Consider the following 23,282-nt stretch of genomic DNA (forward strand, 5'->3'; position numbering starts at 1 on the left):
GGATCATCCGGTTGAGGCCCCTCACTTCGGCGCCGGTCCCGTCGATTGGCGTTCTATGATCTGGCAGGGCACGTGGAGGCGGAGCGGGCAGGCGGGAAAATCCTGGTTGGTGATGCGCTGGTGCAGCACGCGCGTCGCCATTCTGCCGATATCGACGCCCGGCACCTTCACCGTCGTCATCTGCGGCGAAATCTGCTGGGCAGCCGAGTAATCGCCGAAGCCGACAACGGAGGCATCGCGCGGTATCCGGTAGCCGCGGGCGAGCAGTTCGGAAATCACCGCCAGCGCAAGCCCGTCATGGGCGCAGAAGAATGCCGTCGGCTTTTCGATGTCCGTGATCAGCCGCGCAAAGGCCTCGCCGAAATCGCGGCCCTCCTCGAGAATGAGATCGTGGAGGAGGACATCCGGCGCGCGCTCGCAGACCTCCCGCAAGCCGTAAAGCCGCTCCATGCGCCCGCGAAAGCGCGGGTCGCCATGGATATAGACGATCGTGCGATGGCCGAGGTCCAGAAGAAAGCGGCCGACCGCGGAGCCGGCCTCATGGTCGGTCGCGCCCACCTGATCGACCGGCTCCAGCGGCTCCAGCCAGCTGTTGCGCACGATCGGAATGCCGGAATTGTGCAGCCGTCTGAGGTTTTCCTCGTCATGCAGGCCGACGATCAGCAGGCCGCTGCACTCCTCCGCCAGCGCCTCGAGCTCCATGCCGTTGCGCGTGCTGCGGATGCGCAAGGCATAGCCAAGCAACTGGGCCTCACGCTGGACGCCGTTCTGGATCTGCATATGGAGTTCGGTGTTGGTGATATCGTTGTCATCGAAGACGACGCCGAGCACGCGGCTGGTGGACGCGGTCTTGCGGTAGCCAAGGCGAATGGCCGTCTCGTTCACCTTCAGCCGCGTGGCCTCGCTGACGCCGCTCTTGCCCGAAAGCGCGCGCGACACCGCGAATTTCGAAAGACCGGTTTCATCGGCAATGGTCTGGATCGTTACGCGCGACACGGCGGCTCCTCACATTCATGCGGCATTATGGCCCGAAAGGGCGCGCGATGCCACGGTTCAAAAAAAACCTGAACCTAACGCTTTACATAACAAAACTTCTATTTCAAGCTAGTTGTTAGTCGATGAAGGATAACGGAGCATCGACAGTAGGAGGAAAATCCATGAGGAATTTGAGCCGCAGAGCTTTTCTCGCGGCAGGGACGGCGTTTGCCGCTCTGCTGGCGCTGCCCGCCTGGGCCGAAATGGAATACAAGTCGCCCAATCTGGAAGAAGCGGTTCAGGCCGGCGATCTTCCCCCGCTTGCCGAACGCCTGCCGGAAAACCCGCTGGTGATCACGCCCCGCGATCAGCCGGGCACGCAGGGCGGCACCTGGAACCATGCGCTGGTTGGCGGCGGATCGCTTTCCATGCTGGTGCGCTATCAGGGCTACGAGCCGATGGTGCGCTTCACGCCCGACTGGTCGGGCGTCACGCCCAATGTCGCCGAATCCTTCGAGGTCAACGAGGATTCCACCGAATATACCTTCACGCTGCGCAAGGGTATGAAGTGGTCGGATGGCGAGCCCTACACCACCGAGGATGTGAAGTTCTGGTATGAGGATGTGTTCCAGAACCCGGAACTGACCATCGGCGATCAGGCCTTCTGGTATTCCACCGACGGCTCGGTTGCCGAACTGGAAGTGGTCGACGACCAGACCTTCAAGGTCAAGTTCGCGCAGCCGAACGGTTTCTTCGCCCAGCAGCTCGCCTGGGCGCAGCAGGACCAGATCACCCGTACGCCCAAGCACTACCTCAAGCAGTTCCACATCAAGTACAATCCGGATGCCAACGAACTCGCTAAGGAGCGCGGCTATGAAAGCTGGGTGGCGCTGTTCCAGCGCGAATGCGGCGTGCAGCAGGACAATGACTTCTTCCAGAATTCCAACCGTCCGACGCTGAACGCCTGGAAGTTCACGATCGCGCCCGGGGAGGACACCGAACGGGCCGTCGCCGTGCGCAACCCCTATTACTGGAAGGTCGATACCGAAGGCACGCAACTGCCCTATTTCGACCAGATCAATTACCAGATGGTCGGAGACCCGGAAGTGCTTCTGTTGAAGACGCTTCAGGGCGAGATCGACATGATGGACCAGTATATCGCGACGCCCGCCAACAAGCCGGTGCTCTACGATGCGCAGGAAAGCGGCGACTTCCACTTCTACACGCTGAAGGAAACCGCCGCCAATGTGATGGTGTTCCAGCTCAACCTGAACCACACCGACCCGGTCAAGAACGCGCTCTACAACAACCGCGATTTCCGCGTGGCGCTGTCCCACGCCATCGATCGCCAGTCTATGATCGAGGCGGTGTTCGTCGGCCAGGGCGCGCCCGCCCAGCCCTCGATCGTGGAAGGCGATCCGCTTTATGTCGAACGGCTCGCCAAGCAATACACCGAATACGATCCGGAAAAGGCCAATGCGATCCTGGACGAGATCCTGCCGAACAAGGACAGCGAGGGCTTCCGGCTCGATTCCGAAGGCCGGCGCGTGACGATCATCTTCGAGATCGATCAGGTCCGCACCACCTTTCTCGACATGTTCCAGCTTGCGATACCCAACTTCCGCGATGTCGGCATCGACGCGCAGATCCGCACCATGGACCGCTCGCTCTGGGAAACCCGCGTGCGCCATGGCCGCGAGTTCGACGCCACGGCCCATCAGTTCGGCGCAAACAGCGGCGTCGCGGCCATGCTCGACCCGCGCTATTTCGTGCCGTTCAACACCAATGCGCTTTATGCGCAGGGCTGGGCCCTGCACTTCAACCAGCCGGACAATGACGCCGCCATCGAACCGCCGGAAGATGTGAAGGCGCAGCAGGCGCTCTACAAGAAATTGCTGGCCACCGGTGATCAGGACAAGCAGCACGAGATCATGCTGGAACTCCTGAACAATGCCGCCGACCAGTTCCTCGTCTTCGGCGTCAGCCTGCCGCCGGATGGTTACGGTGTGATCAAGAACGACATGGTCAACACCATGCCGGTCATGCCGAACTCGTTCGGCTGGCCGACGCCCGGACCGTCGGCGCCGGAGCAGTTCTTCAAGAACTGATCGGCAGAAACCTCTGTCACCTTCGACCGACCAAGGGCCGGCCCGTTCCTCCACGGGCCGGCGCCAGCCCCGCTTTACCTGGAGCATTCCGGCGAAAACCGGATCACCGGCAATGCTCCATCTTTTTGTTTTTACGCGCGTCCGGACGGAAAACCGGTATCCACTTTTCCTGGACGCGCTCCAGCGGAACCCGACACATGAAGCCCATCGACCCGATCGCAGCCGCCAATCTCAGAACGCCGGAATGGTACAGGACCGCCACCCGCTGGACCCAGCTCACGCTGGTCGAGAACGACCCGGTCAAGTTCGATCCGGACTTCTGGATCGATGTGTTCCAACGCACCCGTTCCAATGCGGTCTGCCTTTCCGCCGGCGGCTATATCGGCTTTTACCCGTCCAGGGTTCCGCTGCATTATGTCAGCAAGTATCTCGGCGACACCGATCCGTTCGGCCGCCTCGTCGACGGCGCGCGATCGCTCGGCATGCATGTCATGGCCCGCGTCGATCCGCACGCCATTCATCAGGATGCCGCCGATGCCCATCCGGAATGGATCGCGGTCGACAAGGACGGCAATCCCCGCCGCCACTGGGCCTTTCCCGATGTCTGGGTGACCTGCGCCTATGGCGATTACAACAACAAGTTCATGCCGCAGGTGGTAAAGGAAATCACCCGCGACTACGATATCGACGCGATCTTCGCCAATCGCTGGCAGGGCCATGGCGTTTGCTATTGCGAGAGCTGCAGGACCCGCTTCAAGGGCGCCACCGGCTTCGATCTGCCGATAACCAGCGACGTCAACGATCCCGCATGGCGGGCATGGTCCGGCTGGCGCCGCGACGTGCTGACCCGCATGGTCATCGCCTGGGACAATGACGTCAAGGCGATCCGCCCGCATGCGAGCTTCATTCCCAATATGGGCGGTGAATCGCTGATGGAATTCGATATCGGCCTGATCGAGAAGCACTGCCCGTTCCTGGTCGTCGATCATCAGGGTCGGCGCGGGCTGGAGCCGATCTGGCTTGCCGGCCGCAATGCCAAGCGCATGCGCGCCACCTTCCGCGACCGCCCCGTGGTGCTGATCACCTCGATCGGGCCCGAGGAGGAATATCGCTGGAAGGATTCCGTCACCACCGGGGCGGAAATCGAAAGCTGGATCGCGAATGGCGTCACCCATGGCATGCTGCCCTGGTTCACGAAATTCAACGGCGTGGTGCCGGACGAGCGCTGGGTCGCCCCGGTCGCCGCCGGCTTCGAAAAGCACGAGAAGCTCCAGGCGATGCTTGAGGCCACCACGCCGACCGCCGAAATCGCGATCATCGACCCGACAACGACGCTGAAGAACTGGGCGCGCGACGAGCGCCGGCAGGCCGAGGGCGATGACCTCGGCTTCTACCACGCGCTGATCGAGGCGAAGCTGCCCTTCGAATTCCTCTCCGACGAGGCGATGACGGCGGAAAGCCTGGACCGCTTCAAGCTGGTCATCCTCGCCAATGCCTCCAACCTGTCCGATGCCCAGTGTGCGCTCCTGCGCGACTATGCCGCGCGCGGCGGCAGCCTGATCGCCGCCCATGAAACGGCGATGCGCGATGAAAGCGGCAATGCGCGCGACGCATTCGCGCTTGGCGACGTCTTCGGCGTGAAGCGCACAGCGCTTGCGCGCGGGCCGGTCAAGAACAGCTATATCGTGCTTTCAGGCGAGCACCCGGTCAATCAGGGGTACGAGGGCGCCGGCCGGATCATCGGCGGTACAAAGCTTGCAGAGGTCGAAACCGTGGAAGGCGTCCAGGCGCCGTTTGTCAGCATTCCGGACTTCCCCGACCTGCCGATGGAGGAAGTCTATCCGCGGGAGGAGCCGCGCGGCGCCGCGGTCGTCACCCGCGAAACGGCGGCCGGCGGCCGCACGGTCTATATCCCGTGGAATATCGGCGGCATCTTCTGGCAGGTGCTCGCCGCCGACCACCAGCGGCTGATCGAAAACGCCGTGCGCTGGGCGATGGACGGCACGCCGCGCGTCCGTGTCTCCGGGCATTCGGTGCTGGATATCGCGGTGCGCGAGAGCGGCGATATGCTCGCCGTTCTGCTTTTCAACCTCACCAATCCTATGATGTTCAAGGGGCCGACGCGATCGATCTATCCCGTGGGGCCCCATAAGGTCTCGATCGCGATCCCCGAGGGCCGGTCCGTCAGGGACGCGCAACTGCTGATCGCCGGCAGGAAGGCCGAATACCGGACAAAGGGCGACACGGTGGAGGTCGACCTTCCCGAAATCGAACTGCTGGAAACGGTCGAGGTTCGCTGGTCATGATAGTGTCTGAAACCGTAAGGACGGGAGGACCCTGATGCTGCGCTATATCATCATGCGGATCATATACATGATCCCGACCCTGTTCGGCATTTCCATCATCGCCTTCGTCATCATCCAGCTTCCGCCGGGCGACTATGTCACCTCGCTGATCGCCTCGATGAGCGACAGCGGCCAGGCCTTCGATCCGACGGAAATCGCGCGCTTAAGGGAAATCTACGGCTTCGATGACCCGATCTACGTCCAGTATTACAAGTGGATTTCCGGCATTTTGCTGCATGGCGATTTCGGCCAGTCCTTCGAGTGGAAGCGGCCGGTCAGCGAGTTGATCTGGGAGCGCATGGGCGCGACGCTTGCCGTCTCCGTCGCCTCGCTGCTGTTCGTCTGGGCGGTGTCGCTGCCGATCGGCATCTATTCGGCGGTCAAGCGTCATTCGCTCGGCGACCATGTCTTCACCTTTTTCGGCTTTCTCGGTCTGGCGATCCCGAACTTCATCCTGGCGCTGACGCTGATGTATTTCTCCTACAAGGTGATGGGCCAGAGCGTTGGCGGGCTGTTCTCGCCGGAATATGCGCATGCGGAATGGTCATGGGGCAAGCTTATCGACCTTTTGGCGCATCTGTGGATTCCTGTGGTCGTGATCGGTACGGCGGGCACCGCCTCGCTGATCCGGATTCTCCGCGCCAACCTGACGGACGAACTCAACAAGCCGTATTACGTCACCGCCCGCGCCAAGGGCCTGCATCCGACCAAGGCGCTGCTCAAATATCCGGTGCGCATCGCGCTCAACCCCTTCGTCTCTGCGATCGGCTGGGTGCTGCCCAACCTGATCTCGGGCGTCACGATCACCGCGATCGTGCTCAACCTGCCGACCGCCGGGCCGCTGCTTTTGCGCGCGCTGATTTCGCAGGACATGTATCTCGCCGGTTCCTTCATTCTCCTGATGGGCGTTCTGACGCTGATCGGCATGCTGGTTTCCGACATCCTGCTCGCCATGCTCGATCCCCGGATAAGGTTTGACCAATGAGCGACAACATTTTCCAGGAAACCGCGCTGCATGAGCCGACGCACCATCATGGGCTCGATCGTCCCGCGATCACCCCGCTGAAGAAGGGCGTCACCAGCGATACCGACGCGGCGGCCGGCCAGTGGACGCTGATCTGGCACAAATTCGCCAAGGACAGGCTTGCGATCGTCGCCGGGATCGTCATTCTGAGCCTTTACCTGATCGGCATCTTCGCCGAGTTCCTGGCGCCTAACCTGGCGCAGGCGGCCCGGCCGCAATATTCCTACGCCCCGCCGCAGACGATTTCCTTCTTCGTCGAGGACGAGAACGGTGAGAGAAAATTCCTGCCGCATGTGAAGGGCTACAGCGTCACCGTGGACCAGGCGTCGTTGCGTCGCTCCTTCGTCGTCGATGACAGCAAGGTGGTGCCGATCGGCTTTTTCGTGCGCGGGCCGGAATACAAGATGTGGGGGCTTTTCCCCTCCGATCTGCACCTGGTCGGCCCCTTGAAGGCAAACGATCCGTTTTACCTGCTCGGCGCCGACAAGCTCGGCCGTGATCTCTTCAGCCGGGTGATCTACGGCACGCGCGTATCGATGTCGATCGGCCTGATCGGGGTGTGCATCAGCCTGATCCTCGGCGTGGTGATGGGCGCGCTTTCGGGCTATTACGGCGGCTGGGTGGATCTTCTGATCCAGCGCATCATCGAGATCATCTCGGCGATGCCGACCATCCCGCTCTGGCTCGGGCTTGCGGCCGCCATTCCGGTCTCGCTCGCGCCGCTCAAGGTCTATTTCCTGATCACGCTGATCGTGTCGCTGCTCGGCTGGACCTCGCTTGCCCGCGAGGTGCGCGGACGCTTCTTTGCGCTGCGGGGCGATGATTTCGTCACCGCCGCGCGGCTCGACGGTTCGAACGAGCGCCGGATCATCTTCCGCCACATCCTGCCGTCGCTGACGAGCCATATCCTCGCGGTCGTCACGCTGGCGCTGCCGACCATGATCGTCGCGGAAACCGCTCTCTCCTTCCTCGGCGTCGGGCTGAAGCCGCCGGTCGTCTCATGGGGCGTGCTGCTGCAGGATGCGCAGAACATCCGCACCATCTCGACGGCCCCGTGGTTGCTGATCTGGCCGGCCGGCGCGGTCGTGATCGCGGTGCTTTCCTTCAACTTCCTCGGCGACGGCCTGCGCGATGCCGCCGACCCCTATGATAGCTGAGGGGAGATGACGACAATGACGACTGTGATGACACCCGAGACCATCGTTCACGATCACGAGGGCTTCGGCGATGCGGTGCTATCGGTGAAGAACCTCTCCATCGACTTCCACCTGCGCCAGCACATCCTGCATGCCGTGCGCGATGTCACCTTCGATCTCCATCGCGGCAAGACGCTGGCGTTGGTCGGCGAGAGCGGTTCCGGCAAGTCGGTGACGGCGCGGGCGCTGCTGAAGATCGTCGACAGGGCGGCCAGGATCACCAGCGGCACGATCGTGCTCGATGCCGATGGCAAACCCGTCGATATCCACGCGCTGCCCGATGAGGGAAAGGAAATCCGCGCCATTCGCGGCGGCCGCATCTCGCTGATCTTCCAGGAGCCGATGAGCTCGCTCTCGCCGGTCCACACCATCGGCGACCAGATCATCGAGGCGCTGCGGCTGCACCGCAACATGAGCAAGGCGGAAGCGCGGGCGGAGACGATTAACCTCCTGTCGCAGGTGGAAATTCCCAACCCGGAAGCGATGATCGACCGCTATACCTTCGAGTTTTCCGGCGGCATGCGCCAGCGCGCGATGATCGCGATGTCGCTTGCCTGCGATCCCGATATCCTGATCGCCGACGAACCGACGACGGCGCTCGACGTCACCACCCAGGCCGAAATCCTCGACCTGATCAAGCGCCTGCAGGTGGAGCGTGGCATGGCCATGCTGCTGATCACCCACGATCTCGGGGTCGTCGCCGAGGTGGCCGACGAGGTGGCGGTGATGCACTTCGGCGTAATCGTCGAGCGCGGGCCGGTCGACGAGATATTCTACAATGCGAAGCATCCCTATACCCGCCAGCTTCTATCCTCGACCGTGCGGCTGGAAAAACCGCGCGTCGCGGACGCCGCCCGGACAGAGTTAAAGGACGATGTCGTGCTTTCGGTGCGCAACCTCACCAAGGTGTTCGGCGCCGGGGCCGGCAAGAAGGGGTTTATCCTGAAGGCCGTGGACGACGTCTCGTTCGACCTGAAACGCGGGGAGAACCTCGGTATCGTCGGGGAAAGCGGCTCCGGCAAGACGACGATGGGCCGGCTGATCCTCCGCGTCCTCGACCCGACTTCCGGTTCGGTCATCTACCGCCCCGGCGATGGGACCGAGACCGAGGTAACGACGCTCGACAAGCAGGGCCTGCGTAACTTCCATAGCCAGGTCCGGCTCGTCTTCCAGGACCCGTTCGCCTCGCTCAATCCGCGCATGACGGTCCGGCAGGTGGTTGCTGACCCGCTCGTCGTGCAGGGCAAGCTGTCGGGCCGGGAGATCGAGCAGAAGGTCGGTGACCTGCTGGAACTCGTCGGCCTCGACCGTTCCGCGATGGAGCGCTATCCGCATGCGTTTTCGGGTGGTCAGCGGCAGCGCATCGGCATTGCCCGGGCGCTGGCGCTCGACCCGAAGGTGATCATCGCCGACGAGGCGACGTCAGCGCTCGACGTTTCGATTAGGGCGCAGATCCTCGACCTTTTGCTCGACCTGCAGAAACGCCTCGATCTCTCCTACATCTTCATCGCCCACGACATTTCGGTGGTCCGCTATTTCTGCGACCGGGTGGCGGTGATGCACCGGGGCAGGCTGGTGGAACTCGGCAGCGCCGAGCAGATCTGCACCGCGCCGGAAGAGGATTACACCAAAAGCCTGATTTCCGCCGTGCCCAACCCGGACCCGCGCAACAAGCGCATGCTGCACAGAACCAGATTTACCGCCTGAGGAGTTTTCCATGCCGAAATTTGCCGCCAATCTTTCGTTTCTCTACGCCGACCTGCCATTCCTCGACCGTATTGCCGCCGCCGCAAAGGACGGCTTTCCGGCGGTCGAATATGTGGGGCCTTATGATTTCACGGAAGAGGCGGTTGCCGCCGCGCTGAAGGCCGCGAATGTGAAACAGGCGCTGTTCAACTTGCCGGCCGGCGACTGGGCCGGCGGCGAACGCGGCATCGGTTGCCTGCCGGACCGGGTGGGAGAGTTCAAGGCGGGCGTGGACAACGCGATTTCCTACGCCAAGGCGCTCGGCTGCCCCAAGATCAACTGCCTCGCCGGCATCGCGCCGAAGGGTGTTGCAGCCGAAAAGCTCGAGCAGACGCTGGTCGAGAACCTGAAATATGCAGCGCCGCGTCTCGCTGATGCCGGCGTCAAGCTGCTGCTCGAGCCGATCAACCTGCGCGACATTCCGGGCTTCTTCGTCTCGACCACGGACCATGCCGAGCGCATTCTGGAGGCGGTTGGCTCCGAAAACCTGTTCATCCAGTACGACATCTACCACACCCAGATCATGCAGGGCGACCTTGCCGAAACCTACCGGCGGCTCAAGGCAAAGATCGCCCATGTGCAGCTCGCCGACAATCCCGGCCGGCACGAGCCGGGCACGGGCGAGATCAATTATCCCTATCTTTTCAATATGCTGGACGCGGAAGGCTATGACGGCTTCATCGGCTGCGAATACAAGCCCTCGGCCGGCACAACCGAAGGCCTCGGCTGGATGAAGCCCTGGCTTTAAGGAGGATCATATGAAAATCGGATTTATCGGCCTCGGCCTCATGGGCCGACCCATGGCGGCGCACCTGATCGACGCCGGCCATGAACTATTCGTCAACCGGGTGAAGCCGGTCTCGGAGTTTCTCGTCGAAAAGGGCGCCACGGCCTGCGACACGCCGAAGGCGGTCGCGGAAGCCGCCGAGATCATCATCACCATCGTTCCGGATACGCCGGATGTCGATGCGGTTCTGTTCGGCGAGAACGGCGTGGCTGACGGTCTCTCCGAAGGCAAGATGGTCATCGACATGAGCTCGATCTCGCCCGTGGAGACCAAGGCTTTCGCCGAAAAGATCGCGGCAAAGGGCTGTGGCTATCTCGACGCGCCGGTCTCCGGCGGTGAAGTCGGGGCCAAGAACGCGGCGTTGACGATCATGGTCGGCGGCTCGGACGCCGATTTTGCGCGCGGCAAGCCGCTGTTCGAGGTGATGGGCAAGACCATCACCCATGTCGGCCCGGTCGGCGATGGCCAGACCGCCAAGGTCGCCAACCAGATCATCGTCGGCCTGACGATTCAAGCGGTGGCGGAAGGCCTGCTGTTTGCGAAGAAGGCGGGGGCCGATCCGGCCAAGGTGCGCGAGGCGCTGATGGGCGGGTTCGCCGGCTCGACGATCATGAAGGTCCATGGCGAGCGGATGATCGAGCGCACCTTCGATCCCGGTTTTCGTATTCGCCTGCACCGCAAGGACATGGCGCTCGCCGTCAACGCCGCCCGCGATATCGGCCTGGCTTTGCCGAATGCCGCCGCCACCGAGCAACTGATGAACGCCGCGATCGCCCGGGGCGACGGCGACAAGGATCATTCGGCGCTGATCCGGACGCTGGAGGCGCTGGCGGGGTTGTGATCGAACGATCTTCGCCCTTGGGCGCAGGGTACCCGCATGCTGCCTTGCGGCTTGCTCCCAACACTCTCTCCCGCTTGCGGGAGAGATGCCCCGAAAGGGGCAGTGAGCGACTGTCTTTCTGGTCAAGCGTTTTGTTCGCGCCATGGATGATTGTCCCGGAGGATTGCGTTGAGGATGGTGATGAGTTTTCGTGCGACTGCGATGATGGCCACGAGTTTAGGTTTTCCATGAGCGACCAGACGATCCCTGAACGCCCTGAGGCTTGGATTGTGATGCGCTGCAACGAGGGCTCCCATGTAGAGCGCCGTTCTGACGCCGGCGCGTCCTCCGCCGATGAAGCTCCTTCCGCGCCATTGGCCGGACTGACGCGTCCATGGAGCCAGACCGACGAGAGCGGCGATCTGACGTCGGTCGAGCGTACCGAGTTCCGGCAGTTCGGCGATCAGGGTGCGGGCGATCTGGTCACCGATACCGGGGACAGACTTCATGAGCTCGACCTTGGCCCGCCAATGGGGCGATCGGCGAATGCTGTCGTCAATGTCCTGATCGATGTCGGTGAGTTCCTTCTGCAGCGCCTTGAGGAGCCGGTTGATGCTCTTGGCCGTGCGCTGAGACGATCGCTTCAGGCGTTGGTTTTCCGCGCCGATCATGGCGATGATCTGCCGCCGGCGAGCGACGAGATCACCCAGGGCCTGGGTTTCGGCGTCCGGCAGCGGCCGCAGGGCGGGCCTTGTGGCCTCGGCGAAACGGGCGATCACGGCTGCATCGATCGGATCGGTCTTGGCCCTCTTGCCGAGCGCCTGGGCAAAGGCCCGCACCTGCGCCGGATTGACGATGACAACCGGCAGTCCGGCCGAAGCCAGCGCCGCCGCGACCACGGTTTCGAAGCCGCCGGTGGCCTCAATGGCGATCCGTGCGGCCCCGAGCGGCTTCAGCCGCGCGATCAGGTCCTCCAGCCCGTCATGATCGCGCGGGACATGAAAAGGGGCCATCGAAGACGTGTTGGCGGCGACATCCAGACGATCCCTGGAGACGTCGATACCGATGTTAAGAGCGTCCATCCGATCCCATCCTTGCTTAAGCGGGCTTCGCTTCGAGCGGCCCAAGCGACTGTTCGGGTTCGATGGAACGGCGGACGAGGACCCTTGCTCACTCACGGGCTTGGTGTCCCTCAGGGTGACCGGTCTCCCGTCCGCCACCGCAACCTGCTCTATACCACAAGCAGCGGATTCGAAGTTACAAGGGTGAAGCAGCTTTTCAGTCCGCGAGGGCGATCGCGAGGATGGTCTCCCCCCTCACTGTCGCTTTCGCGACATCTCTCCCCTCCGGGGCGAGAGGGTTGGGGGGGCTATGCGGTTAAGCCCGCCGCTGTTCGGCGTCACATCTGTATGACGCAAGTCGGGGGGAGGCGCAGGTCAAAACCGCCGACCCTTTTGAGATAATATGATGAGGACATCATGACGAAAATACCGATGCAGACGCCGTTCGGGGCGGTCTATTTCCGCAAGTCGAACCCGCCGCGCGAGGACTGGGAGCGCGATTACGGCGTTGCCGCAGAGGATGGGCTGAACGTGTTCCGCCACTGGTTCATGTGGAGCGCGATCGAGCGCCGCCCCGGCTTCTATGACTGGGAGGAATATGACCGGCAGATGGACCTCGCCGCCGAAAATGGCATCAAGACCATCATCGCCGAACTGACCCATACCGTGCCGGACTGGGCCTATCGCAAGTTCGCCCATGCCCGGCAGATGCGCGCCGATGGCAGCGAGCTTCCGGCGATCATGGGCGTTTCTGCGGCGACCGGCGGTTTTGCACCGAACGGCGGCGGCGCGGGATCGCTGACGATGAACTGCCCGGAGGTGAAAGAGGCGGCGGGCGCTTTCCTGACGGCGCTTGCGACCCGCTACGAGGGCCATCCGGGGCTTTTGGGTTATGACGTCTGGAACGAGTGCAATTATGCTCCCTCCGTTGACTACAATCCGCACACCAAGGCCGCCTTCCGCGTCTGGCTTCAGGAAAAATACGGCGATCTCGATACGCTGGCAAAGGCCTGGTATCGCTATTCCTATGCCGAATGGGACGATATCGAACCGCCGCGCCAGGTCGCGCCCTATCCTGAATGCCTCGACTGGCTCGATTTCAAGCGCGAGAATTACTATGGCCAGATGCAGTTTCGCATCGACACGATCCGCGCCGTCGACAGCGACTGCCTGATCGCCGCCCATGGCGTGGCGGGAGCCATCCCCGATATGGCCGCGCGCGGCTCGGACGACTGGCTCGCCGCCTCCAAGGTCGAGGTCTATGGCTACACCTTCGTCCATGCGCGCAAGGGCAACCAGTCGTGGCGCAGCTTCTACGCCGCCGACCTCAACCGCGCCGCCGCGCGCGGCAAGCCGTTCTGGCATGCCGAGCGGCAGGGCGGGCCGTTGTGGATGCAGCCGCAGGTGGTTGGCCGCGACAAGGAGGACGGCCGGGTCGCCGAGCCGGAGGATATCCGGGTCTGGTCGCTGACGTCGTTTGCCGGCGGCGCGCGCGGCATGCTGAACCTGCGCTACCGGCCGCTGCTCGACGGCCCGCTGTTCGGCGCCTTCGGTTCCTACGGCATGGATGGTTCGCGCACGCCGCGCTCCGACATGGCGTCGACGATCGCAAAATGGACCAATGCGCCGGAGCAGAAACCGCTTCTGGCGGCAAAGCCGGTGAAGGGCGAGATCGGCATTCTCGTCGCTCCGGAGGCCCAGGCCTGGGATTATCTCCTGAGCCGTGAGGGCAATTACGAGACCTACAGGGAGGCCATGTGGGGCGCTTATCGCGGTTTCTTCGACAACGGCATCCAGGCCGACTGGGTCCATATCGAGGATATCGACGCCTATGACGCACTCTACTTCCCCTACCCCATCATGCTGACAAGCGAGAACGCCAAAAAGCTCGCTGACTGGGTCGAGGCCGGCGGCACGCTGGTGTCGGAAGCCTGCCCGGGCTATTTCGGCGATCGCGGCAAGGTCGGCACGGTCCAGCCGAATAACGGGCTCGACGCCGTCTTCGGCGTCCGCGAGGACGAGGTCGAGTTCATGCCGGATATCGGCGACCGCATCCGATTCACGCTCGATGGCGTTTCGACCACCGGCGGCGGCTTTCTGCAATCCTACATCGTGACGGAGGGCAGCGAGCTGGCGCGTTTTGCCGATGGTAGGATCGCGATCGTCGAAAACACGTTCGGCGAGGGCCGCACGCTTCTGGTCGGCACCCATCCCTCGGTCGGCTATTACCGCGACCAGTCGGAGGCGGGAAAGCGCTATTTCGCCCGCTGCTTCGCCTTCACCGGCAAGACCGCCCACACCGTCACCTCCAACCCGGCGGTGCAGGTCCGTCTGCACGAGGGCGAGGACGGCCGCTATCTCTGGCTCGTCAACGCCACAAGGCAGCCACAGACCGGAACGGTGACGGATGGCGAGGGCAAGCCCCTCACCGGCGCCGAAAACCACTGGGCCGGCGACGGCGCCTTCCTGAAAGACGGCCGCTTCGCCCTGCCCCCGCGCGATGTCCTGATCGTCCGGCTGGCCTGAGAGAGAGCCCCTCCATCGCGCGCGTGGTGAGGCCGCCCTGCCCCACTTGCTACGCCATGGTCCGCGAGCGTCGCGTGGCGCTCACGACGGGCTGCTGCGCGCGTCGGCTATATTCATTACGCAAATGGGACAACTGCAACCCGATTTGTGTGCCAAACTCTTGAGGCCGGGCGCAATCCGCGCGGCCTTCCGGAGGGGCGATGGTCACGGTCATATCAGGCATCTGGGCGCTTCTGGTCGGCATCGTGCTGATCATGCTCGGCAACGGCATGCAGTTTACCCTTATTGGCCTGCGCGGCGGTCTGGAGGGGTTTTCGCCGGCCGCGCTTGCCATCGTGACATCCGGCTATTTCGTCGGCTTCCTGTCCGGCGCCCGCTACACCCCTGCCCTGATCCGCAATGTCGGCCATGTCCGGGTTTTCGCGGCGCTCGGCAGCTTCATGTCGGCCGCGCTGATTACGCTTCCGCTGCTCGTCGAGCCGTGGGCGTGGACGCTGCTGCGCATCCTGATCGGGTTCTGCATGTCGGGCATCTACGTCACGGCGGAAAGCTGGCTCAACGACGCATCGACCAATGAGACGCGCGGCAAGGTCCTGTCCGCCTACATGATCGCGCAGACGCTCGGCATCATCGGCGCGCAGGGACTTCTGACGCTTGGCGACGCGCAAACCCCGGTGCTGTTCATCGGCGCTTCGATCCTCGTCTCGATCTCGTTCGCGCCCGTCCTGCTGACCGTCGGGCAGGCTCCGCGAACGGAGGTTATACGGCCGATGCCCCTGCGGGCGCTTTATCGTCAATCGCCGCTCGGCGCGGTTGGGATATTCCTGCTTGGAAGCGCCTATGCGACGCAATCCGGCATGAGCGCCGTCTTCGGAACGCTGATCGGCATGACGGCGGACCAGATTGCCCTGCTCGTGGCAATGCTGTTTGCCGGCGCGCTCGCCTTTCAATATCCGATCGGCTGGATATCGGATCGCATGGATCGGCGCCGGTTGATCTTCGCGGCCTCGCTGATCGGGTCTTTCTCATGCCTTTTGGGCTGGATCGCCGGCGGCGGGTTGTGGCCGATGATGGCATTGGCCTTCATCGCCGGCGGCATGACCACGCCGCTCTATGCGCTGCTGCTGGCGCACACGAATGATTTCCTTTCGCCGGAGGATATGCCGGCCGCATCCGGCGGGCTGGTGTTCACCTTCGGGCTCGGCGCGATCATCGGCCCGCTCGCCACGGGCTGGGCGATGGAATGGGCCGGCCCGTTCACCTTCTGGCTGGTTCTGAGCGTTACCTTCGCGGCGATCGCCCTTTACGCGCTCTATCGCATGACGCAGCGGCCGGGCGTTCCCGTCGACCAGACCGAAAGCTATCTCGGCGTCACGCCATCCGCGACGCCGGTTGCCGTTGAGGCCGCAAGCGTCTGGGCGGCCGAGCAGGCCGAGACCGACGGCACGCCTCCGCGCGAAGACGGCTGAAGCTCCCTGCTTCAGGGCTGGCTCGCGCCACGGCGTGCCGGATCAAGCCGGTGCGGCGCTATCGAGGATTTCGCGCTTGCCGACATGGTTGGCGGGGCCGACGAGACCTTCCTTTTCCATGCGTTCCACCAGCGAGGCGGCGCGGTTGTAGCCAATCGAAAGGCGGCGCTGGATATAGGATGTCGAGCACTTCTTGTCGCGCTGAACGATCTTCACCGCCTTGGCGAAAAGATCGTCGTCGTCGTCGTCCTCGCTGCCCATCTCGGTCGCGTCGAAGACGGCGGTATCCTCTTCGCCCTCGTCTTCCTCTTCCTCGTCAACGACGACGCTGCCGAGATAGGTGGGCGTTCCTTGCGTCTTCAGATGGGCGACGACCTTCTCCACCTCGTGGTCGGAAACGAACGGGCCGTGGACGCGGGCGATGCGTCCGCCGCCCTTCATATGCAGCATGTCCCCCTGCCCCAGCAGATATTCCGCGCCCTGCTCGCCCAGAATCGTGCGGCTGTCGATCTTGGAGGTGACCTGGAAGGAGATGCGCGTCGGGAAATTGGCCTTGATCGTGCCGGTAATAACATCGACCGAGGGCCGCTGCGTCGCCATGATCAGGTGGATGCCAGCGGCGCGCGCCATCTGCGCCAGGCGCTGGATCGTGCCTTCGATCTCCTTGCCGGCGACCATCATCAGGTCGGCCATCTCATCGACGATGACGACGATATAGGGCAGCGCCGAGAGATCGAGTTCCTGCTCCTCGAAAATCTGCTCGCCGGTGGTGCGGTCAAAACCGGTGGGCACCGACACCATGATGGTCTCGCCCGTCGTGCGCGCCTCGGCCACGCGCTTGTTGAAGCCGTCGATATTGCGAACGCCGAGCCGCGACATCTTGCGGTAGCGATCCTCCATCTCGCGCACGGCCCATTTCAGCGCCAGCACCGCCTTCTTCGGATCGGTCACGACCGGGGTCAGAAGATGCGGAATACCGTCATAGACCGACAGTTCCAGCATTTTCGGGTCGACCATGATCAGGCGGCATTCTTCCGGCCTGAGGTGATAGAGCAGCGACAGGATCATGGTGTTGATCGCCACCGACTTGCCCGAACCGGTGGTGCCGGCCACGAGCAGATGCGGCATTTTCGCCAGTTCCGCGACCACCGGCTCGCCGCCGATATTCTTGCCGAGGCAGAGCGGCAGGCGGAAATCTGTCGTCATGTAGAGGCGGTTTTCGAGAAGCTCTCTCAGATAGACCGTCTCGCGCTCCTCGTTCGGAAGCTCGATGCCGATCACATTGCGGCCGGGGATGACCGCGACGCGCGCCGAAAGCGCCGACATCGAACGGGCGATGTCGTCGGAAAGATTGATCACCCGCGATGATTTGACGCCCGGCGCCGGCTCGAATTCGTAAAGCGTGACGACCGGGCCGGGGCGGACATCGATGATCTCGCCCTTGACGCCGAAATCCTCCAGAATGCTTTCCAGCAGGCCGGCGCTCTGTTCCAGCACTTCCTGGCTCAGAACGCTGGTCTCATCTGCAAGCGGCGCCTGCAGCAGTTCGATCGACGGGAACACGAAATCCGTCTGTTCATGCTTCGCCAGAACGTTCAGGGGCCCGGCAACATTGTCCGGCGCTTCGTCCTCCTCCGCTGCGGGCTGGCGCGGCTGCGCCTCGCCGAAATCGGCAAACTCGGCTTCCGTTTCGTCTTCCCACGCATCCTCGTCTATCTCGGCGAAGGCCTCTTCGCGCTCATCCATGAGGTCATTGTCATCGAGGTCTTTGTCATCAATGGGATCGCTCTCCTCGGCGGGGATCTCCTGTGCCTGTGCGGGTTCACTGTCCATACAGTCGTCTGTCGTGCGCCGGGTCGGGCTGTAAAGCAGCACCTGCCGGTAAAGCGTAACCGGCGAAGGCCCCTCCTCCACGCTCGCCTCCGGCTCGTCGGTGGCAGTTTCCACCGCGTCGGAGGCGGCGGTCCAGGGCATGAAGCCGTCATGCGCACCCGCCGCATCGGCAGGGCCGTCTTCCGCAGGTGCCACGGCCTCGGCCTTGGGTGCCGGCATTGCGCCGTCGAACAGCCCGAGTTCCATCATCTCGAAGGCGAGCCCGTCCGGAATGAAGGCGAGCGCCCCTGCCCCGGCCTGTGTCTGGTTGGCCTCGTCCGCTGTTTCGGCGGCGTGGGCATCATGCATTTCAGAGATCGATGGGGCTTGCGGAATGTTCACTGGGCTTTCGTCATTGTCTGCTGAAGTCTGTTCGTTCGTCGCTATTTGCGCGACAGGCTCTGGATCGGTTTCGTGTTCGGGGAAGGCCGGCTGCGCCGCGTCATGCTCCGGCGCGCCGAGCGGGTGGAACAGGAAATCCACCAGCATCGGCGGTTCATCCCGGAACGGCTCTGCCGCCGGATATTCCAGGGCGCCCTCCCCTCGCTTGGCCGGCAACTCTTCGGCAATGCGATCCTGAAGCGCTGCGGCGGGCGATTGCGGCGGCAGGTCGTCACCCTCCTCCGGTTTTGCGGCTGAGGAAGGCGATTCGGGATGCTTCTTGTGCGGCGTGCGGGTGAAGCGCACATTCGGTCCCAGCACGAAGGGGCGCTGCCAGGTCGGAAGCCGGTCGGGATCGAGGATCGCGGCATCCGGATTGCGCCGCGACGGTTCCGTGATCCGGTCGTCACCTTTTGTCTGATCACCGTCCGTCCGCAGCGATCCGGCGGGTTTCGATTGAAGGCTTGGATAACGCGAAAAGGGCATGCTGATGGAGACCAATCTGAGGGCTGTCACTCAGCAGAAGTGATAGAAAAGAAACCTTAACCAGTGGTTTCCTCCGGCGAAGATCGGCATCTTATGCTGGCCGCGCGAAGCATCCGGTCCGCTGACTGGAGCCCTTCAGCCGGATCGGGTTCAGTCATCCAGAAGCTGGCGCAGGCGCTTGGTTGCGGAGCGGCCGAGGGGGAAGTCGCGGCTGTCCGCGCCGAAGCGGAGCAGGCTGCGCCCGCCCGCCTGCCATTCGACCGTATGGATATGTTCCAGGTTGACGATCAACGAGCGGCTCAGCCGGCAAAAAGGGGGCGATGGCAGGTCGGCCTCGAACTTGCCGAGCAGGCCGCCGGCGAGATAGGTCTGGTCGCTATCGAGATGCACCCGCGTGAAATCGGCCTCCGCCTGCAACAGCGTGATCGAACTGACCGGAACCATCACCGACGACATCATCGATTTCAGCAGAATGCGCGCCGGCGGCCGGGCGCTGGCGGCGGCGGCCAACGGCGGCGGCGCAAGGCGTTCCCTGAGGCGGTTGATCGCGGTCTCGAGCCGGTCCGGATCGACCGGCTTGACCAGAAAGTCGAGCGCGGCGACATCGAAGGCGTCGGTGGCATAGAGGCTGTAGGCGGTGACCACGATCACGGCGGTTTCGGGCGACAGGTCTGTGACGATCTCGAAGCCCTTGCCGCTCGATAATTCGATATCGAGAAACACGGCATCCGGGCGCAGCGTGACAATCAGGTCGCGCGCCTGGTCGATCGTGCCGGCCTCGCCGATGACCTCGATATCATCGAAGACTGCGAGCATGCGCTTGAGGCCGCGCCGGGCCGGCGGTTCGTCATCGATGAGGATTACACGCGGCATGCGGACCCCCTCAGCATCAGCCTTGCGACGACGCGGTCATCCTCCTGCTTCAGGGTCAGCTCATAGCCTTCCGGGTAGTGAAGGTGAAGGCGCATTCTGGTATTGGCAAGGCCGATAGCGGGGCGGCCCGGCCGCTCCGGCTGCAGCGTGCCGGAATTGACCACCTCGATGACGATGCTCCTGTCATCGAGGCGCTCGACGTTGACGCCGATGTCGATGGCGTCATCCTGATGCCGCAGGCCGTGCTTCACGGCGTTTTCGACCAATGCCTGGAGGATCATGTGCGGCACCAGCACGTTGAGGGCTTCGGGATCGACAGTGACGGTCGTCCTCAGCCTTTCCTCGAAACGCAGTTCCTGAATGCGCAGATAAGCGCGCATCGCTTCCACTTCATCGGCGAGCGGACAGCGCGAATGGGCCGCGTGGTCGAGACAATAGCGCAGATAGGCGGCGATGCGGCGCACCATCTCAAGTGCCTCGTCGGGCCGGTCGTGAATTTCCGAGGCGACCGAATTGAGCGCGTTGAAGAGAAAATGCGGGGCGAGTTGCAGATGCAGCCGCTCCATTTCCAGCCGGACGGCCTCCGCCTGCGCCTCGGCGGCGCGCAGGCGCTCTGAGCGCGCCTCCAGCAGCGCCGTACGCCAGAAATACATCAGCGACCAGCCGATAAGCAGGATCGTGTAAAATACGGTCATCATCGCCGGGCTGAGCGGAAGCGGCATGTCGTCGAGCACCAGACGGCGGACGATGTCGGCGATGCCGTGCAGCAGGAAGCCGCCGACGACGGAAAAACAGAGCAGGAAGACGACGATCGGGATGGACGTAACCCGGCGCCGGCGCGACAGGAAAAACACATGCACGGCGCCGGTCATGAGGAAGGCGATCGGGTCCACGATCAGCGTCATCGCCGTTGCGGCGAAGACATCGCCGAAGGTGATGAGCCGCGCGGTCCAGCCAAACAGGATCAGAAAGCTCCACACAGCGCACTGCGCGCCCCAGAATGTCCGGAGGATGGGCACATGTCTGCCGCCCGTCGCGTTTTCGGACGCAATGTGTTCCGCGGCGCGGGCATCCACCGTATCACTGACCATTAGCGGGCACCGTTTCCTTTTCCCTCGCCTCGTTTGCCGTCAACTTACGCCCTTCGCGCGCTGGAACGAATGCCGGTTCATCGATAAAAACATGACTTTCATCGAAATGCAGGTGAATTTGCGGTGTTGTCGGACATAGCGCGCTCAATTCGATCGGATGGGCTGGTTGGACTACAACCACACCACCGTGAGCGAGGAAGGCGGGCTCTTCGTTGAAGCCCCTCCCCTCCCCTGCCCTCCCCTCCCCTCCCCTACCCTGGCATCGGCGGCGCAAGAATTGCCAACGATGCCGGCGCCGCGATGTCTCCAGGCAGGGCTCATGATCGCGGACGGAATGCCTATGCCTGGCGACCTGGCCGAGTGCGAGCCTGCCTTCGCCGCGTGTGGCGAACGTGAACACGCCGCCTTCCTCTGCGCCGGCGTTGATCGTGATGACGACCTGAGCTTCATCTGTCTGCCCGGCTAAAATCCGCCCTCTGCGAGTTCGCTATCAACTCTTCTCACGTCAATATAATTATCGATATTATAATCAATAATCCTGATCTTTACGAAAAATGCTAGTATTTACAGCTATATGAGGCAGTGTTGGGATGCGCGGAACTTGTCGGAGCAACCCAAAACTGGGAGGATGTGCTTGGCGAACTGCAGCGCGAGATCGTTACCGGTCGCCGCCATCCGCGCGAGCGCCTGGTGGAGGATGATGTCATCGCGAGCACAGGCGCCACCCGCCACGCTGTCCGCTTCGTCTTCGCCGCACTTGAAAAAAAGGCCGGTCTCGTGGCGCGTGCGCGCAAAAAGGCGTCCGTGTCCGCGACTATTCGATCCGTGAGATCGAGGAACTGTATGAAATCCGCCAATGTCTCGAATGTCAGGCCGAGGGCGTTTCTCCCGCCCTGCTCTGTCGGAAACAATCGAGGCGCTGACCGACATCGCCATCCGTCATCGCGACGCATCGCAGAGTCAACGGCTTGGCGATGTCTTCGAACTGAATGACCGGTTCCACGACACGCTGTACCGGGCGGCAGGCAATCGCCAACTTGCCAAAGCGATCCCGCATTACACCTTCGCCACCCAGCCGATCCGCACCCGCGCGTTCGCCAGTCGCGACATCCGCAAGTTAGCGATCGATGAGCATTTCGAGATGATCAACGCCCTCACTGTCGGCGATACGGACCGTCTTTCCGAGATCATTGCCCGGCATATCAGACGACCCAAGGACTTCTATCTGCGGGCGAATCGCATCACCGGACTTGCGACGCCTGAATGAGTCTTTGATTGCGTCGTGCAGTGGTGCGACGCTGGCGCGGAGTTTTCAATTGAAAACAATCTGGCGGCAAAGTCTACTGGTTGGGTGTTGCGCGGATGGTCCAGTCCAGTGACGCGGCCGCAGTAGTTCCAACGAGGTTTTCAATTGAAAACACGCCGGTGGATATCGCTCTCCATGAAGTCTCAAAGCGCGGCTCTCTTACGACGTGGCCGGCGCCGAATCATTGGCGGGTATATCGTGTAGCCAAGGAGATCCGTCTTCCAGCGAGCGGCGCCGGCGTGCTTGTCTCTCAGGCTAGCCATCAGCCACGTCACGCGGCGAAATCAATCTGGCGATGAGTTTTCAATTGAAAACAAACGGTCGGTGTCATGAAGGAATGTCGCGCGATCGTCTGGCTGGCTGGGAGGGGCGCGGTGATCGTCGAAGAGTACCCCAGTGTAAGAGCGGTTTCGACGGGTGAGGCTCCTCGCGATCCGCCTGGGTGAGTTCGTCTCGTCAGAACAACGCAGTTTCGCCAAGGGGTTCATCGAGCGTGACCCGCGATTGCCGGTTGGAGGGTATCCGGGACCTTGTGTAAGCGAGGCGGAAACGCCTCTAGTCTTTTGCGTCCGCAACGCGACTTCCGGCGTCGTCCAAGGACGCTATCCGTCGCGGGTTATGCCGCGCTGGCGCGAAGGCGCAGGCTGCCTCAGGCCCCGACGGCGACCGTCATGGGTCTGAATGCATTTCTTGGGCTATCAGTCCTGATCGGGCACTCAAGACCGCGCTGCGCGGACGCTCAAAGGGAGTATCGTCCTTCCGCACTGGTCAACAGAGAGACCCGTGCCGAACATGGCGTGGAGATTGTCGTCGGTGATGATACTGTTCGAGTTGCCCGGCGAATCGGCGCGCCAATCTGCGGTCATTGATGCGCGGCACGGGCATCGCTTCGAAGGGGAGGGCGGACTACGCGTATGCGGTCGTCCGCGGCTCGCGGCGGTCCGATCGTCTCGGTCCAACGGAGAGGATAAGGCGCTTCATCGGCAGAACTGACGCGCAGTTCAGAGCACAGGAACTATCCTTCGTTCAACTGACAAACAGGGGCGTTACAATGCCGGGGGACGCAAACGTGATGCCAACGCTCCAAAACCGGCGCGAGCAGGCAGTGCGTTTGTCCCGCGTGTTAACCTTTCATTAACCAAAAACCCCTTGCAGAATCGGTGCGAGTCATGCAGCGTTGACGCAAATGGAGTAAATTCGGACAGGAAACCGTCAG

At 62.8% G+C, this 23,282-nt stretch carries 16 protein-coding genes; 11 read left to right on the forward strand and 5 right to left on the reverse strand.

Annotation, left to right across the window (positions count from 1 at the left end; translation table 11 throughout):
- Nucleotides 1-21: 21 nt before the first annotated feature.
- On the reverse strand, nucleotides 22-996 hold the full coding sequence (locus Mame_RS24375) for a LacI family DNA-binding transcriptional regulator (RefSeq protein WP_018066839.1): 975 nt from the start codon (nucleotides 994-996) through the stop codon (nucleotides 22-24).
- A 161-nt stretch (nucleotides 997-1,157) separates the two neighbouring features.
- On the opposite strand from Mame_RS24375, the gene Mame_RS24380 reads away from it, so the two are divergent.
- From Mame_RS24380 to Mame_RS24410, 7 genes are all read left to right on the forward strand, one after another.
- Entirely contained in the window at nucleotides 1,158-3,083 is a 1,926-nt protein-coding gene (locus tag Mame_RS24380) for an ABC transporter substrate-binding protein (RefSeq protein ID WP_018066840.1), read from the forward strand.
- A gap of 197 nt (nucleotides 3,084-3,280) precedes the next feature.
- On the forward strand, nucleotides 3,281-5,389 hold the full coding sequence (locus Mame_RS24385; protein ID WP_018066841.1) for a family 10 glycosylhydrolase: 2,109 nt from the start codon (nucleotides 3,281-3,283) through the stop codon (nucleotides 5,387-5,389).
- 34 nt (nucleotides 5,390-5,423) lie between these two features.
- Entirely contained in the window at nucleotides 5,424-6,413 is a 990-nt protein-coding gene (locus tag Mame_RS24390) for an ABC transporter permease (RefSeq protein WP_018066842.1), read from the forward strand.
- Nucleotides 6,410-7,609 (forward strand): ABC transporter permease, encoded by a 1,200-nt coding sequence (locus Mame_RS24395; protein WP_018066843.1) that lies wholly within the window; start codon nucleotides 6,410-6,412, stop codon nucleotides 7,607-7,609. The genes Mame_RS24390 and Mame_RS24395 overlap by 4 nt, the downstream gene beginning before the upstream one ends.
- A 15-nt stretch (nucleotides 7,610-7,624) precedes the next feature.
- Entirely contained in the window at nucleotides 7,625-9,355 is a 1,731-nt protein-coding gene (locus tag Mame_RS24400) for an ABC transporter ATP-binding protein (RefSeq protein ID WP_018066844.1), read from the forward strand.
- 10 nt (nucleotides 9,356-9,365) lie between these two features.
- Nucleotides 9,366-10,142 (forward strand): hydroxypyruvate isomerase, encoded by a 777-nt coding sequence (hyi, locus tag Mame_RS24405; RefSeq protein ID WP_018066845.1) that lies wholly within the window; start codon nucleotides 9,366-9,368, stop codon nucleotides 10,140-10,142.
- A gap of 10 nt (nucleotides 10,143-10,152) precedes the next feature.
- Nucleotides 10,153-11,022, forward strand: coding sequence for a 2-hydroxy-3-oxopropionate reductase (locus Mame_RS24410; RefSeq protein ID WP_018066846.1), 870 nt, complete (start codon nucleotides 10,153-10,155; stop codon nucleotides 11,020-11,022).
- A gap of 122 nt (nucleotides 11,023-11,144) precedes the next feature.
- On the opposite strand, the gene Mame_RS24415 is transcribed toward Mame_RS24410, so the two are convergent.
- Complete coding sequence (locus tag Mame_RS24415; protein WP_079920685.1) at nucleotides 11,145-12,083, reverse strand: IS110 family RNA-guided transposase; 939 nt, start codon at nucleotides 12,081-12,083, stop codon at nucleotides 11,145-11,147.
- A 396-nt stretch (nucleotides 12,084-12,479) separates the two neighbouring features.
- On the opposite strand from Mame_RS24415, the gene Mame_RS24420 reads away from it, so the two are divergent.
- Together Mame_RS24420 and Mame_RS24425 are read left to right on the forward strand one after the other, a co-directional pair.
- Complete coding sequence (locus tag Mame_RS24420) at nucleotides 12,480-14,588, forward strand: beta-galactosidase (protein ID WP_026173992.1); 2,109 nt, start codon at nucleotides 12,480-12,482, stop codon at nucleotides 14,586-14,588.
- Between the two features lie 200 nt (nucleotides 14,589-14,788).
- Nucleotides 14,789-16,057 carry an MFS transporter gene (locus Mame_RS24425; RefSeq protein ID WP_018067785.1) on the forward strand — a complete coding sequence of 423 codons (1,269 nt, stop codon included), beginning with the start codon at nucleotides 14,789-14,791 and terminating at the stop codon, nucleotides 16,055-16,057.
- Between the two features lie 42 nt (nucleotides 16,058-16,099).
- On the opposite strand, the gene Mame_RS26910 is transcribed toward Mame_RS24425, so the two are convergent.
- The 3 genes from Mame_RS26910 to Mame_RS24440 all read right to left on the reverse strand — a co-directional run bounded on the left by Mame_RS26910 (nucleotide 16,100) and on the right by Mame_RS24440 (nucleotide 20,760).
- Entirely contained in the window at nucleotides 16,100-18,796 is a 2,697-nt protein-coding gene (locus Mame_RS26910; RefSeq protein WP_155122277.1) for a DNA translocase FtsK, read from the reverse strand.
- A 150-nt stretch (nucleotides 18,797-18,946) separates the two neighbouring features.
- Nucleotides 18,947-19,669, reverse strand: coding sequence for a LytR/AlgR family response regulator transcription factor (locus Mame_RS24435; RefSeq protein WP_018067783.1), 723 nt, complete (start codon nucleotides 19,667-19,669; stop codon nucleotides 18,947-18,949).
- On the reverse strand, nucleotides 19,657-20,760 hold the full coding sequence (locus Mame_RS24440; RefSeq protein WP_018067782.1) for a sensor histidine kinase: 1,104 nt from the start codon (nucleotides 20,758-20,760) through the stop codon (nucleotides 19,657-19,659). The genes Mame_RS24435 and Mame_RS24440 overlap by 13 nt, the downstream gene beginning before the upstream one ends.
- Nucleotides 20,761-21,079: 319 nt before the next feature.
- On the opposite strand from Mame_RS24440, the gene Mame_RS27080 reads away from it, so the two are divergent.
- Nucleotides 21,080-21,226, forward strand: coding sequence for a hypothetical protein (locus tag Mame_RS27080; RefSeq protein ID WP_169929171.1), 147 nt, complete (start codon nucleotides 21,080-21,082; stop codon nucleotides 21,224-21,226).
- A 390-nt stretch (nucleotides 21,227-21,616) separates the two neighbouring features.
- On the forward strand, nucleotides 21,617-22,027 hold the full coding sequence (locus Mame_RS24450; protein WP_079921047.1) for an FCD domain-containing protein: 411 nt from the start codon (nucleotides 21,617-21,619) through the stop codon (nucleotides 22,025-22,027).
- Nucleotides 22,028-23,282: the final 1,255 nt, after the last annotated feature.

This window comes from Martelella mediterranea DSM 17316, assembly GCF_002043005.1.
Lineage (GTDB): Bacteria > Pseudomonadota > Alphaproteobacteria > Rhizobiales > Rhizobiaceae > Martelella > Martelella mediterranea.

Bases quoted from the DNA above. Each gene is read 5' to 3' on its own strand.
- Mame_RS24380 (WP_018066840.1), top strand. From the start codon at position 1,158: ATGAGGAATTTGAGCCGCAGAGCTTTTCTCGCGGCAGGGACGGCGTTT.
- Mame_RS24385 (WP_018066841.1), top strand. From the start codon at position 3,281: ATGAAGCCCATCGACCCGATCGCAGCCGCCAATCTCAGAACGCCGGAA.
- Mame_RS24390 (WP_018066842.1), top strand. From the start codon at position 5,424: ATGCTGCGCTATATCATCATGCGGATCATATACATGATCCCGACCCTG.
- Mame_RS24395 (WP_018066843.1), top strand. From the start codon at position 6,410: ATGAGCGACAACATTTTCCAGGAAACCGCGCTGCATGAGCCGACGCAC.
- Mame_RS24400 (WP_018066844.1), top strand. From the start codon at position 7,625: ATGACGACTGTGATGACACCCGAGACCATCGTTCACGATCACGAGGGC.
- hyi (WP_018066845.1), top strand. From the start codon at position 9,366: ATGCCGAAATTTGCCGCCAATCTTTCGTTTCTCTACGCCGACCTGCCA.
- Mame_RS24410 (WP_018066846.1), top strand. From the start codon at position 10,153: ATGAAAATCGGATTTATCGGCCTCGGCCTCATGGGCCGACCCATGGCG.
- Mame_RS24415 (WP_079920685.1), bottom strand. From the start codon at position 12,083: ATGGACGCTCTTAACATCGGTATCGACGTCTCCAGGGATCGTCTGGAT.
- Mame_RS24420 (WP_026173992.1), top strand. From the start codon at position 12,480: ATGACGAAAATACCGATGCAGACGCCGTTCGGGGCGGTCTATTTCCGC.
- Mame_RS24425 (WP_018067785.1), top strand. From the start codon at position 14,789: ATGGTCACGGTCATATCAGGCATCTGGGCGCTTCTGGTCGGCATCGTG.
- Mame_RS26910 (WP_155122277.1), bottom strand. From the start codon at position 18,796: ATGCCCTTTTCGCGTTATCCAAGCCTTCAATCGAAACCCGCCGGATCG.
- Mame_RS24435 (WP_018067783.1), bottom strand. From the start codon at position 19,669: ATGCCGCGTGTAATCCTCATCGATGACGAACCGCCGGCCCGGCGCGGC.
- Mame_RS24440 (WP_018067782.1), bottom strand. From the start codon at position 20,760: ATGGTCAGTGATACGGTGGATGCCCGCGCCGCGGAACACATTGCGTCC.
- Mame_RS27080 (WP_169929171.1), top strand. From the start codon at position 21,080: ATGATCGCGGACGGAATGCCTATGCCTGGCGACCTGGCCGAGTGCGAG.
- Mame_RS24450 (WP_079921047.1), top strand. From the start codon at position 21,617: ATGTCTCGAATGTCAGGCCGAGGGCGTTTCTCCCGCCCTGCTCTGTCG.